The organism is Nocardia sp. NPDC056611 (genome assembly GCF_042792755.1).
Lineage (GTDB): Bacteria > Actinomycetota > Actinomycetes > Mycobacteriales > Mycobacteriaceae > Nocardia.
Window position 1 is genome coordinate 1,137,067 of record NZ_JBHTVV010000001.1, and the last position, 15,889, is coordinate 1,152,955.

At 66.6% G+C, this 15,889-nt stretch carries 14 protein-coding genes, 1 tRNA gene and 2 pseudogenes; 9 read left to right on the top strand and 8 right to left on the bottom strand.

What is annotated here, in order from left to right:
* Nucleotide 1: 1 nt before the first annotated feature.
* Nucleotides 2-1,162 (bottom strand): annotated as a pseudogene (locus tag ACFRAQ_RS05155) (low temperature requirement protein A); the annotation flags it as partial.
* A gap of 154 nt (nt 1,163-1,316) precedes the next feature.
* Here ACFRAQ_RS05155 and ACFRAQ_RS05160 point away from each other — a divergent pair.
* Nucleotides 1,317-1,754 carry a cupin domain-containing protein gene (locus ACFRAQ_RS05160; RefSeq protein ID WP_379094333.1) on the top strand — a complete coding sequence of 146 codons (438 nt, stop codon included), beginning with the start codon at nt 1,317-1,319 and terminating at the stop codon, nt 1,752-1,754.
* Between the two features lie 17 nt (nt 1,755-1,771).
* Nucleotides 1,772-2,629: a hypothetical protein gene (locus tag ACFRAQ_RS05165; RefSeq protein ID WP_379094335.1), complete on the top strand. Its 858-nt coding sequence runs from the start codon at nt 1,772-1,774 to the stop codon at nt 2,627-2,629.
* A 61-nt stretch (nt 2,630-2,690) separates the two neighbouring features.
* Here the strand turns inward: ACFRAQ_RS05165 and ACFRAQ_RS05170 are convergent, their stop codons facing one another.
* Both ACFRAQ_RS05170 and ACFRAQ_RS05175 read right to left on the bottom strand, forming a co-directional pair.
* Nucleotides 2,691-3,044, bottom strand: coding sequence for an antibiotic biosynthesis monooxygenase family protein (locus ACFRAQ_RS05170; RefSeq protein ID WP_379094336.1), 354 nt, complete (start codon nt 3,042-3,044; stop codon nt 2,691-2,693).
* A gap of 55 nt (nt 3,045-3,099) precedes the next feature.
* Nucleotides 3,100-3,834 carry an alpha/beta fold hydrolase gene (locus tag ACFRAQ_RS05175; protein ID WP_379094338.1) on the bottom strand — a complete coding sequence of 245 codons (735 nt, stop codon included), beginning with the start codon at nt 3,832-3,834 and terminating at the stop codon, nt 3,100-3,102.
* A gap of 808 nt (nt 3,835-4,642) precedes the next feature.
* Here ACFRAQ_RS05175 and ACFRAQ_RS05180 point away from each other — a divergent pair.
* The 6 genes from ACFRAQ_RS05180 to ACFRAQ_RS05205 all read left to right on the top strand — a co-directional run bounded on the left by ACFRAQ_RS05180 (nt 4,643) and on the right by ACFRAQ_RS05205 (nt 10,393).
* On the top strand, nt 4,643-5,908 hold the full coding sequence (locus ACFRAQ_RS05180; protein ID WP_379094340.1) for a glycosyltransferase: 1,266 nt from the start codon (nt 4,643-4,645) through the stop codon (nt 5,906-5,908).
* The gene (locus tag ACFRAQ_RS05185) at nt 5,905-7,542 is read left to right on the top strand and encodes an ArnT family glycosyltransferase (RefSeq protein WP_379094342.1); all 1,638 of its coding nucleotides are present in this window, start codon (nt 5,905-5,907) and stop codon (nt 7,540-7,542) included. Before ACFRAQ_RS05180 ends, ACFRAQ_RS05185 begins: the two co-directional genes overlap by 4 nt.
* Complete coding sequence (locus tag ACFRAQ_RS05190) at nt 7,539-9,569, top strand: galactose oxidase-like domain-containing protein (protein WP_379094344.1); 2,031 nt, start codon at nt 7,539-7,541, stop codon at nt 9,567-9,569. The genes ACFRAQ_RS05185 and ACFRAQ_RS05190 overlap by 4 nt, the downstream gene beginning before the upstream one ends.
* A gap of 10 nt (nt 9,570-9,579) precedes the next feature.
* Nucleotides 9,580-9,978 (top strand): hypothetical protein, encoded by a 399-nt coding sequence (locus tag ACFRAQ_RS05195; RefSeq protein ID WP_379094346.1) that lies wholly within the window; start codon nt 9,580-9,582, stop codon nt 9,976-9,978.
* 65 nt (nt 9,979-10,043) lie between these two features.
* A tRNA-Met gene (locus ACFRAQ_RS05200) sits at nt 10,044-10,117 on the top strand.
* A 111-nt stretch (nt 10,118-10,228) separates the two neighbouring features.
* The gene (locus tag ACFRAQ_RS05205) at nt 10,229-10,393 is read left to right on the top strand and encodes a hypothetical protein (RefSeq protein WP_379094348.1); all 165 of its coding nucleotides are present in this window, start codon (nt 10,229-10,231) and stop codon (nt 10,391-10,393) included.
* A gap of 137 nt (nt 10,394-10,530) precedes the next feature.
* Here the strand turns inward: ACFRAQ_RS05205 and ACFRAQ_RS05210 are convergent, their stop codons facing one another.
* The 4 genes and pseudogenes from ACFRAQ_RS05210 to ACFRAQ_RS05225 form a co-directional block, all read right to left on the bottom strand.
* Nucleotides 10,531-11,637: an NAD(P)/FAD-dependent oxidoreductase gene (locus tag ACFRAQ_RS05210; protein WP_379094350.1), complete on the bottom strand. Its 1,107-nt coding sequence runs from the start codon at nt 11,635-11,637 to the stop codon at nt 10,531-10,533.
* Nucleotides 11,638-11,680: 43 nt separating this feature from the next.
* Nucleotides 11,681-12,124 carry a TetR/AcrR family transcriptional regulator gene (locus ACFRAQ_RS05215; protein ID WP_379095914.1) on the bottom strand — a complete coding sequence of 148 codons (444 nt, stop codon included), beginning with the start codon at nt 12,122-12,124 and terminating at the stop codon, nt 11,681-11,683.
* Between the two features lie 9 nt (nt 12,125-12,133).
* A pseudogene (locus ACFRAQ_RS05220) lies at nt 12,134-12,280 on the bottom strand (TetR family transcriptional regulator); the annotation flags it as partial.
* A gap of 230 nt (nt 12,281-12,510) precedes the next feature.
* Entirely contained in the window at nt 12,511-13,065 is a 555-nt protein-coding gene (locus ACFRAQ_RS05225) for a DUF1772 domain-containing protein (RefSeq protein ID WP_379094352.1), read from the bottom strand.
* 267 nt (nt 13,066-13,332) lie between these two features.
* Between ACFRAQ_RS05225 and ACFRAQ_RS05230 the strand changes: the two genes are divergently transcribed.
* On the top strand, nt 13,333-14,706 hold the full coding sequence (locus ACFRAQ_RS05230; protein WP_379094354.1) for a cutinase family protein: 1,374 nt from the start codon (nt 13,333-13,335) through the stop codon (nt 14,704-14,706).
* A gap of 24 nt (nt 14,707-14,730) precedes the next feature.
* Here ACFRAQ_RS05230 and ACFRAQ_RS05235 read toward each other — a convergent pair whose 3' ends face one another.
* Nucleotides 14,731-15,810 carry a HoxN/HupN/NixA family nickel/cobalt transporter gene (locus ACFRAQ_RS05235; RefSeq protein ID WP_379095841.1) on the bottom strand — a complete coding sequence of 360 codons (1,080 nt, stop codon included), beginning with the start codon at nt 15,808-15,810 and terminating at the stop codon, nt 14,731-14,733.
* Nucleotides 15,811-15,889: the final 79 nt, after the last annotated feature.

Here is a 15,889-nt window from a genome sequence, read left to right on the forward strand (position 1 = left end):
CGCAGACACCGGCGACGGCAGGCACGGTCAGATTCGGGATCGAGAGCGTAGCGAGCGGCACGGCGAGCACCGATATCGCTGCGGTGAAAGGGATTCGCGGATTCGAGCGCGCCGTCATTCCGGCGTGTGTCACCCAGAGCAGCACCAGGAACGCGGCTGTTGGAATCGCGACGGCGTAGCCCGCGACCAACGCCGAACCACTGTGGTCGTCGACGCGCACCGCCACTTCCAGACCCGCGCCGAGTGCGGCGAGCGCCGCGAAGGACGCGTAGTGGCCGTAGCCCCACAGGAACGACCACGTCCTGCGCAGGGCCAGCGCATCGCCGCTGGGCCGCAGCTCGTAGAGCCACCACAGCACGAACAACAAAACCAGACCCGACATCGCGACCAGCACCGGCATCGACCGCAGGCCGTCGCCGAGAGCGTCGGCAATGCCCGAGGACACCGCGAGCACGCTCTCGCCCAGCAGAATGATCGTGAAGAGTGAATAGCGTTCGGCGATGTGATGGGGATGCCAGGTGGTTCCGATCGCCCGTTCCGCCCACACTGGAACGGCGAGTTCGGCCAGGACCAGCACGCCGAAAACCCCTTGTGCCCAGATGCCCTGCAGGACATCGAGTTCGACGGCCAGCAGCCGGGTCAGCCACAGCACCTCGAGCACGGCGATGCCCACCGTGTACCGCAGCGCGGTCGCTCGGCCCGCGGCATCCTCGCGTGCTGCCCGAATCCATTGCGTCACAAGGGCGCTGCGCATCACCATGTAGCCGACGGTGATGACGACATAGTCGCCGTGCTCGAAGGCCGCGGGAATTCCCGCGGCTAGCAACAGGACTCCCGCCATCTGTGTGAGCGTGAGAAGTCGGTACGGGACGTCGTCGGTGTCGTAGGACGAGGCGAACCAGGTGAAATTCATCCACGCCCACCAGATGGCGAAGAAGACCTGCAGGAACGGCAACAGCGCCGCGACCGGATGACCGGCGGCGACGGCATGTCCGAGCTGTGCCACGACGCCCGCCACCGCGACCACGAAGGTGAGGTCGAACAGCAACTCGAGCTGCGTCGACGCGCGATGCGGCTCGTCGATCGATCGGCCGCGCATCCGAATCCGCAGCGGCACGGCCTTTCTGCTGCCGGTCGGGACCGTTGTCGGTTTCGTGGTCATCGGTGTCGACTCCTGCGATCTGTCGAGGTTTACCACTAGGACAGGGCAGCAGCGACATTCGTGACGGGCGGAGCCGCGGTCTCGTTGTCACAGATGCGGGTCCGGCGTTGTCCTTGCTGTGAAGCCAGACCACGACAGCACGGGAGGAATCGAGATGACCGACGGATCCCCAGCGCCCACCGCTCGGAAAAGCACCTGGGAGACGGCATTCACCGTCGTGCAGGAGGTGACGCCGCCCTTCGTTCCGGCGGGGGCGCACGCGATGACCGTTGTCATCGCCTACCCGCCCGGAGACCGGGGTGCACCGCCGCACCGGCATCCGGGCGGTCCCGCCTTCGGTTACGTGATCGAGGGCGAGATGCTGTTCGAGCTGGAGGGCGAGCCGCCCCGCGTGATCGGAGCCGGTGAAGCCTTCTGGGAGCCCGGCGGCGATGTCATCCACTATTCGGATGGCAACCACCGCGACGACATCGGATTGCGTTTCGTCGTCACCATGATCTGCGACCCGAACCAGCCGATGCTCACCCTCGTCGACGACGCCGAATTGCTCGCGCGTGCCGACCGCCGTGTCACGTCCGAGCCGAAAGCCTGAGGAGGAAGGGCCTTCCAGTGTCGAAGATCCTGTTGCAGACAACCATCACCGAGAGCGCCGACGACTGGAACGTCACCCGATTCTCTTTGCTCGCAGCTGAATTGCGTGCCGCGGGCCATGATGTGACCGCCCGCAATCGGGCCGGCCGGGGCGAGAACGACCCTGTACTGAGTCGGCTCGACACCACCGATTTCGATCAGCTGTGGTTGCTGGCCGTTGATGTCGGGGACGGTCTTACCGACGATGAGTCCAAGGCCATCGTGCGATTCCGTGAGCGCGGTGGCGGGGTGCTCACCGCACGCGATCACCAGGACCTGGGCAGCTGCCTGCTCGGACTCGGTTCTCTCGGCGAGGTGAACCACTTCCACCTGAGGAACCCCGATCCCGCCCACCGGCGCGATGACCAGGACACCCAGGCGATCTCGTGGCCCAACTACCATTCCGGCGCGAACGGCGATTACCAGCCGGTCTTCGCGACCGAACCGGTCCATGCGCTCCTGCGTACCGACGCGACCCCAAGCGGCCGGATCGAATGGTTCCCGGCGCACCCGCACGAGGGCGCGGTGTCGGCGTGCGTGCCGGGCGCGGCCGTGCTCGCGGAGGGCCGGAGTACGGTGTCGGGCCGACGGTTCAACCTCGCCGTCGTGCTCGAGGGGGAGGTAGCGGCGGACGGCCGGCCCATGGGCCGGGCCGTCGCCGAATCCACGTTCCACCACTTCGCCGACTACAACTGGGATCTCGACCGCGGCAAACCATCGTTCGTCAGTGAAACACCGGGATCACAGATCAAGGCCGACCCGTCTCGGCTGGCCATCTACAAGAACTACATCCGCAACCTGGCGATGTGGCTGCATCCGGCGCACCACGGCCAGTAGGCGCATCGATTCGGCGGCTGCGCAGCCCAATTCGCGTAGCCGCCCTCGACGGCCGGATGCCTCAGGGTGCGTGGCGTTCGGCGACGACGCGGTAGCTCGCGGATTCCGAGGTGAGATGAAGTCCGGGATCGTCGAACAAGCGCCGCAATGAGGCACGCCATTCGGGATTGCCGGTCGCTGTGTCGAGCGCGAGGCCCGATTCCCATTCGGCCACATGGATGAATCGGGCCTCGGCAGCGTCGGCGAGCGGCCGGTGCAGGCGCGAGCGGATGAAGCCCGGCTGGGTCGACATGATCCGGGCGTTCTCGTGGTACGCCTCGACGAAATAGTCGGCTTCGGCGGTCGGCACCGTATAACTCTTGATCACGGTGACCGGTCCGTCGACTCCGGTTTTCGATACCGAGTATTGGCTCATATCCAGAGGGACAGAAGAGGATTCGTTTCTGTGACGCCTCGCCACCAAAGAGCCGTCAGCGATCGGCGTTTGCTGCCCAGTGCGTCTCGAGTGCCGCTGCGACTTCGGCCGGTCGCTGCAGCACCGTCCAGTGGTTGCAGTCGATCTCCTCGATACCCGAGGCTCGGATATTCGCCGCGAGCTGACGGCCGAACTCGATCTGACATGCTGGGTCTAGGGCGCCCCAGAACACCAGGGATGGAGCGGACACATCGGCCAGGGCCGCTTCCCACTCCGCGCCCATGGTCACGGCGGATCGGTAGAGCCTGAGGATGCTGTTCTTCATCGATTCGTCGACGTGCCGAACCATCTCGTCGGCCGCCTCTGCCGGGACATCGAACCCGACCACCAGATCCACGGCGAAGGACGTCGGCTCCAACTCGGCCATGAAGCGGTCCCCCTCGGCCCGGTCCTGCCAGATCCTTGCCAGCGGATGCCACACATAACGAGAGCTGATCGGCCCATTGCCGCCCGCCCACGTACGGACCAGGTCGGGCCGGACCGAGGCGACCCGGGCCGTGAAGATGCAGCCCCAGTCGTGGCCGACCAGGTCCACCGGCTCCCCGATCCGCTCGAGCCGATCGATGAGCCAGTCGACGTACTCCTCTTTGGTGGAACCGAATCCGTTCGGCCGCACCGCACCGAAGCCGGGGAGATCCCACGCCTCAACATCGGTGCGCGTCAGGTGCTGACGCACGGCGTCCCACACTCGGTGCGTGTCGGGGACGCCATGGATCAAGATCGCGGGCATGCGTTGCGGCCTTTCATTGATTCGAGGTCGTGGTCAGCCGACGGGGAGCGGGACTCTTCCCGCTTCCCTGGACTGAATCGACAGTTCTGAAATGTGGACCGGACACGGGGCCTTTCTGTGACACCTGCTCGCTCGTCTGCGGCTACCGATCGGACATCCGCGGCGGGCTCGCACCCGGATGTCGTCACTGCCAAAGTCGCTGATGTGGCGGCGGCAGAAGACATTCGATCGCCGGTCGTGGTCGCGGCGACTGACCGTGCGCATGACGAAATCGCTGGTCCTGGCGCGAAATTGGCATCAAATTTGGCATCACGACAGGGCGCAACCATTGGACAAAGGTGGGACCACGCAGACACTACGGACAGGTGGGATTCCGCTGACCAGCATGAACGGGACGCAGTGGGATGCCATGACACAACCAGAACCGCTTCCGGTTGGCTCATAACCCAGAGGTCGCAGGTTCAAATCCTGTCCCCGCTACTACGAGAACGGCCCGGAACCTTCTGGTTCCGGGCCGTTCTCGCATCTGGCGCGGGCCCTCCGGTCATCGGCCCGGCGCGCTGTGATTCGACCGATCATGAAATTCGCGGTCCGCGACAGGCTGTCGGGGGTGCCGCGTTCATATACCGACGGCCCAGTTCTATTCGCTGGAACATGTGCTGCGACAAACGTTTTCGAGCAATACACTCTTTTCGGAGTGTCTTCGATCGGGGTGTAACGACGCGCGGTGGCGCTCCGCTACACAGTCGGGGTCATCAGGGTGGCATCGAGGCCCCAACTGGTCGGCATTTCTTCTGGGGAGAATCTAGTGCTGCTCGATTCAGCGCTCGCGCTGCTCTCATTCGCTCTGTTCGCCAACGCGACCGCAACGCTCTGGTGGATGCTACATGCGTGGCGTACACCGGAGACGTTGGCGGCCACCAGATTTCGCGCTCCTGACGGTGAAACCGGTCTGTCCTTTTCGCTCTTGGTGCCCGCCCGGCACGAAGACGCGGTGCTGGCCTTCACCCTCGAGCGCCTACTCGAATCCTCCTATGACGCCTACGAAATCGTCGTCGTCGTCGGCCACGACGATCCCGCGACCACAGCGGTGGCGCGGCAGGTCGAAGCCGCGAGCAACCGGGTCACCGTGGTCGTGGACAGCCACGACGTGAAGAACAAACCGAAGGCTCTCAACACCGGCCTGGCGTACTGCCGGGGTGACGTCGTCGGGGTCTTCGACGCCGAGGACCAGGTGCATCCCGCCCTGCTCGCCCACGTCGACCACGCCTTCCGCTCCACCGCGGCCGACGTGGTGCAGGGCGGCGTGCAACTGATCAACTTCCATTCCAACTGGTACGCGCTGCGCAACTGCCTGGAGTACTTCTTCTGGTTCCGCAGCCGCCTGCACCTGCAGGCGCGGCACGGCTTCATTCCCTTGGGCGGCAATACCGTTTTCGTCCGTACCGACCGGTTGCGGGAAGTCGGCGGGTGGGATGAGAACTGCCTGGCCGAGGATTGCGACCTGGGGGCCCGGCTGTCGACGCGCGGCGCGAAGGTCGTCGTCGCCTACGACTCGACGCTGGTGACCCGGGAGGAGACACCCGGCTCGCTGTACGCGCTGTTCAAGCAGCGCACCCGCTGGAATCAGGGCTTCATGCAGGTCTACCGCAAGCGTGACTGGCGGCGACTGCCCACCGCGAGCCAGCGCGCACTGGCCCGCTATACCCTGGCAAGCCCGTTCCTGCAAGCGTTCTCGGGCGTGGCCACCGTGATCGGGCTGGTGATCGCGCTGTCGGTGCGCGCGCCGGTCGGGGTCGCGTTGCTGACCTTCCTGCCGATCGTCCCGGCCCTGGCGACCGTGGCGTTCGAGATCGTGGGACTCCAGGACTTCGGCAAACAGTACGGGCTCGGCATCAAGTGGTCGCACTACGCGAAACTGGTGGCCGGGACGCCGTTCTACATGGCGATGCTGACCGCGGCGGCGACCCGCGCGGTCTGGCGGGAGTACACCGGCCGCAATGATTGGGAACTGACCCAGCACGTCGGCGCGCATCTCGAGCCGGCGTCGTCGAAAGTGCGGGCCACGGCATGACTCTCACCCTGGTTCCCGATCCCGCGCCCGCCGCGGCGGACGCTCCGAAACCTCGTGCGCACCAGCGGATTCCGTTCGACAACTGGGTGCTCGCGGGCCTGCTGCTGGTCGTCGGCGTGGTGGACGGCTGGAACCTCACCAACTATCCGAGCCTCAGCGATGACGAGGGCACCTATCTCGCGCAAGCCTGGGCGGTGCGCTCCGGGGTGGGTCTGACGCACTACACCTACTGGTATGACCATCCGCCGGGCGGCTGGATCCAGGTCGCGCTGCTGTCCTGGCTGCCGGAAATGGCCGCGCCCGATCAGCTCGCGGTCGCGACCGGCCGGGTGGTGATGGTCATCGTCGCGCTGATCAACGCGGCACTGCTGTTCGTGGTCGCCCGGCGGATGAAGTTCGCCACCTGGACCGCGGCGCTGGCCGTGCTGCTGTTCGCGCTGTCGCCGCTGTCGGTGACGCTGCATCGTCAGATCTACCTGGACAATGTCGCGGTCGCGTGGATGCTGGCGGCGTTCGCGCTGGTGTTGTCGCCGCGTCGGCACCTGTGGCATCACGTCGGGGCCGGGATCTGCGCGGCCGTGGCGATCCTGTCCAAGGAGACGATGCTGGTGGTGTTGCCGGCGTTGGGTTTCGCGTTATGGCAGGCCGCGCATCCGACCACCCGCAAGTTCTCGGCGGCCGGGTTGCTGACCGGAATCGTGCTGACCGGTTGCCTGTATCCGCTGTACGCCTTGCTCAAGGTGGAACTGCTGCCCGGCGCCGGGCACGTGTCGCTGGTCGACGGCGTGCTGTTCCAGCTGCATCAGCGGACCGGCTCGGGCGCGATGTGGCAGGCGGGCAGCGCCTCCGGGGAAGTGGTGCGCTCCTGGTTGTTCTACGACCGGGTGCTGCCGGTGGCCGGGGTGCTCGCGGTGGTGGCCGCGCTGGCGGTGCGGCGCCTGCGGGCTCTAGCGCTGGCGGGCGTGCTGCTGGTGGCCATGGCCCTGCGGCCCGGCGGGTATCTGCCCGCGATGTATGTGATCCAGGCGCTGCCGTTCTTCGCGCTCGCGCTGGCCGGACTGGTCGACGCGGGAGCGCGCGTACTGCTGGCCGGGGCCGTATCCGACTTCACCCGGCGGTGGGCGACACGGGGCGGACGCGGCCCGCGTGATGTTTTGCGCGCGGCGGCCGTGCCGTCGCCGACCTGGTGGCTGCGGTGGGCTGTCGCGGCGGTGTGCGTCGCGGTGGGTCTGTCGGTGGTGCTGCCGCGCTGGCACGACGGCCTGCACCGGGCCACCACCTCGCATGTCAACGACGAGTACGCCGCCTCTCTGGTCTGGGTGCGCGAGCACGTCCCGAATCCGGGCAGTCAGGTGATCGTCGTCGACGACGTGCTGTGGCTGGACATGGTGCGCCTCGGGTTCACCCCCGGTCTGGGCGCGATCTGGTTCTACAAACTCGACCTCGACCCCGGGGTGCGGCTGCCGAACGGCTGGCGGGACGTGGATTGGATCGTGTCCACGCCCACCCTGCGCGGCAATCTCACCACCCTGCCGAATACGGCCGACGTGCTCGACCATTCCCATATCGCCGCGACGTTCGGCCGTGACGCCGGCCGTATCGAGATTCGCCAGGTAGACAAGGACCGCCGATGAGACCGATCCACCGGGGCAGTGTCGTGCGCTGGGTGCTGGCGGTGGCGCTGCTGGTGACCGTCGTCGCCTCCGCGCCGTCGGCGCAGGCCGAGAACCTCATGCTCAACGCCGGAATGGAAACCCTCGGGGCGGACGGGTTTCCGGACTGCTGGGAGAAATCCGGCTGGGGTGACAACGATTCCACCTTCGCCGTCACCGATCAGGCGCACAGTGGCTCGAAAGCGGTGTCCATCACCATCACTCGCATCGCGAGCGGCGACCGCAAGACGCTGGTGTTGGAGAACGCGCAGTGCGCGCCGCAGGTCACCGTGGGCCATCAGTACGACCTGTCGGTCTGGTACAAGACGACTACGCCCAATACGGTCGTCACGATGTTCCGGCACGACGTGACGGCCGGATGGCAGTACTGGACCGACCTGTCCGCCCTGCCGGTGACCGCCGCGTACGCCAATGCCGGCGTCCGCACTCCGGCCGTGCCCGCCAATACCGACCGAATCACCTGGGGCGTAACGATTTACGGTGTCGGGACGCTGGTCACCGATGACTACGGTATGTCCGATGCCACGCCCGCGACACCGCCGCCGGCCTGTACCGCGGGCGCGGCCTGCACCAAGGGATCGTGGGAGGTGCTCGCGTTCGAGGCGACCGTGCGCGGTATTCACGCGGCCGTCCTGCCCGGCGGCAAGGTGCTGCTCATCGCCGGATCGGGCAACGACCCCACCGCCTTCGCCGCGGGCACCTTCAAAACCGCCGTCTACGACCCCGCCACCGGCCAATTCGCCGACGTGACAACACCGTTCGACGCGTTCTGCGCCGGGCACGTGATGCTGCCCGACGGGCGGCTGCTGGTCATGGGAGGCAACAAGGACTACCCGGCCGCGGACGGCAGTCACGGCTACGAGGGGTTGAAGGACGCCTACGTGTTCGATCCCGCCGACAACAGCTACCACCGGCTCAACGACATGAACGCCGGGCACTGGTACCCGTCGGCCACGGTGATGGGTAACGGCGATGTGCTCTCGCTGGGCGGGCTCGGCGAGGACTCCAGCGGGACCGTCTCGACCGAGTACTTCTCCTACGCGCAACAGCGCTGGCTGGGCATGGGGGAGATCCCGCAGACCTGGCGGTTCTGGGGCCTGTATCCGTCGATGGTGTTGTTGCAGGACGGTCGCCTGTTCTACACCGGCAGTCATGTCTTCGGAAACGGGCTGTCCGGCACGGGCGCTTCGATCTACGACTACGCGGCCGGCACCGTCACCGATATCCCCGGACTGCGCGACAAGGACGAGCGTGATCAGTCCATGAGCGTGCTGCTCCCGCCCGCGCAGGACCAGCGGGTGGCCACCTTCGGCGGCGGCAATATCGTCACCAATGTCGACGCCAATGCGCTCACCGACATCGTCGATCTCAAGGCCGCCACCCCGAGCTACCAAGCGGGCCCGGGCCTTCCGACCCCGAAGATGTACGTCTCCGCCGTGCTCCTGCCCGACGGCAAGGTGTTCGAAACCGGTGGCGGACTGCACAATCGGGCCGACCCGGTCTACGAGGCGTCCATGTTCGACCCGGCCGCCAACTCCTTCACCCCGGGCATGGCCACCGACCCGGTGCCGCGCACCTACCACTCGTCGGCGTTCCTGCTGCCCGACGGCCGCGTGATGGCGGTAGGCGACAATCCTGGAAACGGCACCTTCGACAAACGCATCTCGATCTACTCGCCCCCGTATCTGTTCCAGGGCGCCCGCCCGGAGATCACGGCGGTGGCCAACACGAACTGGGCCTACGGCAGCTCCCAGCAGATCACCGTCAACGGCCAGATCGCCAAGGCGTCCCTGATCCGCCCCGCCGCGGTCACCCACTCCTCCGACCCCAACCAGCGCTACCTCGACCTGCCGCTGACCGTCGACGCCACCGGCACCAAGGTCAACCTCACCACCAACCCGAATCTGGCCCCGCCCGGCTGGTACATGCTCTTCGTCGCGAACGCCGCCGGCGTGCCGTCGGTGGCCCAATGGGTGCACGTGGGATGAGAGGACTTCCGTGAAGTACGCCAAAACCCTTGCCGCCGTTCTCTTCGCCGCTCTCGTGTGCGTCGGCGGCGACGCCGCCCTGCCCACGTCGGTAGCCGAACCCGCCCCCGCCCAACCCCAGGTCCCCGCACCTCACGTGAACGAATTCGCCCAGCACCCGGCAGCCCCCGCCCAGCGCCCGGCCCCGCCCACCGACAAGGCCCCCGTGGCCGAGTCCGTCGACGGCTGCGACCACGCCTACGGCACGCCCGGCCAATGCGTCCCCTGGAACTTTCCACCCCGAACCCACGACCGCTGCGCCTGGCTCCGCGACCACGGCCTCACCTCTCTCCCCTTGGTCGGCAAACGCGACCGCCACAACCTCGACCGCAACAAGGACGGCACGGCCTGCGGCCCCGGTGATTCCTGAAAACACCCCCTGATCAGCGAATTAGGGTAATCGAAGGTCCCCTGTGTACGGTTATCACTACCCGACGCGGGGTGGAGCAGCTCGGTAGCTCGCTGGGCTCATAACCCAGAGGTCGCAGGTTCAAATCCTGTCCCCGCTACTAACGAAGCGGCCCGGAACCATTGGTTCCGGGCCGCTTTCGTATTGTCGAGGACCATCACCTTCACTGGGGGACTGCGATGAAGACATTGATCCGCCACCGAGCTCGCCGATGTCCGATCAGGCCTCCGATGGCTTCTATGTGTTCGTCCGCGACCACCGGCCGGTGCAGTTCGTTCAGTACCGCCCTTCCGAGCATCCGATCAAGTTGCAGAAGGCCGTGACGACCAAGTCGATGGCACTGGTCCCCTACGGCCCCTACCTGCGGCTGGAGTAGTCGAGGTGTGACCAACAGGTACGGATTTCACCTGTGGAGCGATCCGCGCGAGCTCGCGCTCCGGCAGGCCCTGTTCCGCGGGGTTCTGGGTGGCCGAAGTCAGAGCTGACCTGGTTCGGGGTCGATCGACGCCGGCCTCACCGCGGCGGATGCGACGTGCCAGTGCCCGGCAGCCACGCGTAATTGGCTGTGCGAGAACCATATTTCGCGTAGCGGTTGATCGATTCCTTGCTGATCGCGGCCAGTCGCCCGGCGATATGGAACCGGCGTGGCGTGTCGTCGCGTCGGGATGCTTGCACGAGGCCGTTGCGGCGGCCGAGGCTCAGTGCTTGGCCGGTGTAACCCATGGAGAAGGGCTTCGGGTCGCGGCCTGCGATCAGTCGCGCCAAGGTCGAGGCCGCGTGTGCTCCTTGTGGAGTGGCTGTGGCACAGGCGAATCGAGCGTTCGGGACGGCTGCGCAGTCGCCGATCACGAAGATTTTCGGGTCGCTGACGCTGCGCAGGAACTCGTCGACCACCGCACGGCCATCGGAAGTGACCTGCAAACCGCTGCGGGCCGCCAGATCGGGTACACCCGACACGATCGCCCACAGCGTGAGGTCCGAACCGAGCACGTCTCCTGTCTCGAGTACGACGGCGCCGCCTGCCTTGCCCACGCGCACCTCGGCGAACGAGCCCAGAACGATCTCGACGCCCAAGCCCTCGAGATCGGTGAGCACGCGTCGCCGCGCGGCTGGGGACAGACTCGCGCCGATGGTCGCGCCCACGAGGCGTACCCGTAGACCGGGGTGGGCATCGGCGATCTCGCTCGCGGTCTCGATGCCGGTCAGACCGCCTCCGACCACGGTGACCGTGCTGTCTTCGGCCAACTCGTTCAACAGTTTTCGAGCCTGCTGTGCGCCTTCCCAGGTACCCACGGCAACGGTGCCGCTCGGCGGGACGACGGTACTGCCGACGGCCAGTAGCGCGTAGTCGAACGCGAGCTCCGGAGTGTCGCGCAGGGTGAGGACACCGTCGCCGATCTTCTCCACCGAATCGACGCGGATCCCGATCCCGTCGCGGAGCATTGCCCTCAATGGCGTTGCGGCCGAGCCGGTTCCTGAGATCTGCTCGTGCAGCCGCACCCGTTCGACGAACTCCGCGCGAGGATTGACCACGGTGATCTGCGCATCGCGCACCCTTTTCGCCAGCCGATTCGCCGCGATCGTTCCCGCGTATCCGGCTCCTGCCACAACGATTTTCATACTTGCCTCCCCGATGCCGAACTACCGCACGCTGGTCGCGCGGTCAGCGCTTGCCCTCACTGGCTTGTTGCAATGCGAAGTCGATGACCTCGTACAACTGCTCGAGCGGTGATCCGCCGCTGGCCGCCTGGTTTCCCGTGGTCATCACGATGCCCAGGTAGGCGAAGTACACGACCCGCGCGCGTCGCGCCGCCTCCGCGTTGTTCAGCCCGGCCGCGCTGAGTACGTTCTCGATTTCGGAGACCAGCGCGAGTGCGAGGTCGGCGAAGATCGCCGACTCGTGAGTGCCGCGCACGATGATCGAACTGTATTCGCGTGAGAGCATCGGGTCCTGCGCGAAGTAGCCGATGAACGGCTCGAACAACGCCATGATGGCGTCGCGCGGGGTTTCCGGCAGGTCTCCGCGTTCGCCGCGAGTGCGGTGCACGGCCGCGATCCAGTCGTCGAAGACCGCGACCAGCAGTGCGTCCTTGTCTCCGACGGCCATCACCGATCCTGTGCTGACCTCGGCGTCAGTGGCGATCTGCCGGATGGTCGTCGAAGCGAAACCCTGTGTTCGGAAAAGCTTTTCAGCCGCTGCGAGCACTTTTCGCCGCGTCGCGTCGCGCGCCTCGGCACGAGAGTGAACACGTTCAGTGAACATGTTCAGTAGAGTGCCTCACTTTTCACCGATGGTCAAGAGGCGCTGGTGTAGGGGGCGGCCTGGGCGGTGACGGGCGGGGCGAGGGCGGTGGTGCCGGCGGTGATGGCCAGGGCGGCGGCTGCGGAGCGGAGGTTTATGGGATTTCTCGGGTGTGAGCGGAGTGGCCCAACGGTCGCGCCGCTCACCGATGAGATCCCAATGAAGGTGCTAATCGCCTGGTGGGAGCGAGATCACCTGGTCAGGCGACCGTGCTGGACCAGTGCCCAGGCGAGGGTGGCGAGGGCGCCGGTATTGGCCAGGGCGCGGACGATGTTCCATGTCAGCCACGGGGTTTCGAAGTCCTTGCGCAGGGTGGCGAAATCGGCGAGGCCGGGGGCGGCGTCGGTGGCTGTGGCCAGGTTGTTGTTCAAGGGCACGTTGAAGCCCGAGGTGATGATGAGGCTCAGCAGGTTGAGCGCGGCGGCGACGGCGATCCAGATCAGTACCGGGCGCAGGTCCGAACGCAGGTAGAACACCCCGGCCAGCACCGAGAAGCCCAGCGAGCCGAGGAAGCTGAGCATGAACACCGGGTTCACGATCACCACGTTGATCTTGTTCATCACCTCGACGTACGTCTTGTCGTCGAACTTGCCCAGGCCGATCATGACCGAGCAGGCGTAGGCGTAGAACACGCCCGCCAGGAGCCCGGTCGTCACCGTGGCAGCGATCAGGGAGATGACCCCGAAGGTCGGGGGCGCGTGCGGCGGATCGAGGACTTCGTCGGCCAGTAATGTGCTGTGCTGCATGTCGTTTCACTTCCTGCGAGATTCGGGTTCGACTCAGTTTCGGGTGATCTGGTGATTCGATCAACGGCGATTCGCGCATGGCCGGATCAGCCCGCGTGATTGATAGCTATTGGGCATGGCGGAAATTGCCAACCAACTGAAACACCGATGTGTCTGAAAACCCTGCGAAATCGCCGCCGAGCGGCGAGAATTAGCTATGACTGTGCTGCGGATCTGTCCTTCGCAGCTCGGGAACGGGACCCCTTCGGCGGCAGAGGAATCGGAACGATGAGCAGGCTGGCGACCTCGTGCGCGGTGATCTTGGTTACCGCGGCCGTCACGGTCGGGACCCCGGGTATCGGCATGGCGCGGGCGGAAACGCCTGCCGCGGAGCCGTGCACCCGCTACACCGCGATTCTCGCACCGGGCACCTGGGAGACCCATCCCGACGCCGATCCGACCGTTCCCGTCGGCCTGCTCCGGCCGATCGGCGACGGCCTGCAACGGCAGTTCGGATCCGACATCACCGTCCTCTACGCCCCGTATGCCGCAAGCGCTTTCGACCAGGGCCTGACCTACGCGCAGTCGCTGGGCACCCTCGAAGCGAGATTGCGCGAGATGGTGAGCGGTCTGTGCGCGAAGACTCGCGTCATGCTCGCCGGGTACAGCCAGGGCGCGGACGGCGTCGGCGATTTCGCGACCGAGATCGGCAATGGCGAGGGCCCGATCGCCGCCGACCGGGTGGTGGGCGTCGGCCTGGTGGCGGACCCGCACCGCGACCCGAGAACCGCTCTCCCGCTGGGGACTCCGCAGCCGGGCCATGGCATTGCCGGCATCCGGACCCAGGATTTCGGGGCGCTGACCGACCGCGTGCGCACCATGTGCGCCGACGGCGACCTGTACTGCTCGCTCAATGCCGCGGGGTCCCCGTTCCTTTCGGCGCTCGGCCAGGTGGTGTCCGGTAACCCCGACGCCATCGCGGCCGTGATCCCGCCCGGCATCGATCCGGGCCCGGTCTTCGCGCAGGCGATCAAGGTGGGCGCGGGCTGGTCGGCGACCGCGGCGAACATCCCCGCCATCCTCGCCAAACTCACCGGGCTGCAGGATCTGATCGAGGCGGGCAACATCCCGGCCGCGCATCAGATCGCGAAAGACCTCAATACCGCCCTGGGCCCACTCGTCCAGGCCGCGGCCGGGGTGGACCTGCCGCTGGTCGCCGCGGTGATCCGGGCGGCGGGTGGTGTCGACCCGACCGGTTGGACCGCCGCGACCAGTGTTCTGGCCGACGCACTGACCCAGATCGACATCGTGGGCATCGCCACGAATCTGGGCCGCGTCGAGGACAGCCTGTGGCGCGCGGCCGATGCCCTCGCCCACGACAACGCGCTGGCCGCCGCGGCCGAACTGGTGACCCTCACCCCCGCCGGCCTCGATCTGGCGGGCTCGGTGCTCGGCCCGTTCACCTCCGCCATCCGCAGTGACCTCCGCGCCGCCGCGCGCACCTTGATCAGCCTCGGCGATCCGGACAGCGTCAACAACCTGATGGAAATGACACGTCAGGGCGTCGACCTGGCCAACTTCTACGCCTCCAAGGCCCACGTCGACTACGGCGACGACACCGAGCTGCTGCTGGATTTCCTGGGATCCCAGGCGGTTTCGTAGGGGTCGCCGGATGCCGGCCGAGGATCAGTCGAGAGTGTCTGTCCGAGGCGGCAATCCGGCCGCCCACTTCTCCTCGATCCGGCCGTACCGCCAGGTGAGCAGGGCAGCGGCCCAGGTGACGACGAACAGTCCGACGATCAGGAATCCGATGAGGTTCAGGTCGAGCCCGCTGATCGTGTCCCACGGTCCGCCGGTCCAGCCGAACTCCTCGGCCAGCAGACCGAGCAGTTCGATCGTGCCGATGATGAGCGCGACCGCGATCGACAGCGACGTGATGGTCAGGTTGTAGTAGATCTTGCGCACCGGATTCGCGAACGCCCACCCGTAGGCGAAGTTCATGAACGTCCCGTCGATGGTATCGAGCAGGCTCATGGCGGCCGCGAACAGCACCGGCAGGCACAGAATGGCGTACCAGGGCAGTCCCGCCGCCGCGCTGGTCCCGGCCAGCACCAGCAGCGCGACCTCGGTGGCGGTGTCGAATCCGAGGCCGAACAGCAGCCCGATCGGGTACATCTGCCACGGCTTGGTCACCGATTTCATGATCGGCCCGAGCAGCCGATTCACCAGACCACGTTGCGCCAGCTGGGCTTCCAGCTCGGCCTCGTCGAAGTCCCCGCTCCGCATCCGCCGGAACACCCGCAGAATGCCGACCAGCACAACGATGTTCAGCAGCGCGATGATGTAGAGGAAGGTCCCCGACACCGTGGTGCCGATCAGCCCGGTGTAGCGGTGCAGCGCCGAGGAGTCGTCCTCCACCGGCCCCGCGATCGCCTTGACCCCGAGCGACAGCAGCAGCGCCAGCCCGAACACCACCGACGAATGCCCCAGCGAGAAGAAGAATCCCACTGACAGCGGCCGCTTCCCCTCGCCCATGAGCTTGCGCGTGGTGTTGTCGATGGCCGCGATGTGGTCGGCGTCGAACGCGTGCCGCAACCCCAGCGTGTACGCGGTCAGCCCGACCCCGATCCCGAGCGTCCGGTCTCCGACGCTCAGCTGCTGCGGCGCGACGAACGCCACCAGCGTCACCCATCCCACGATGTGCAGCGCCACGATGACACCGGCCATCGCTCCGAGCCGCACCCACTCCTGCCGAGTCACCCGCATGGATCTCACGTCACACACCTCTCCACGACCACCCATGGTGCCCGACGGCGTCGAAGGTTCCCCGACCGGCGTGATCGAC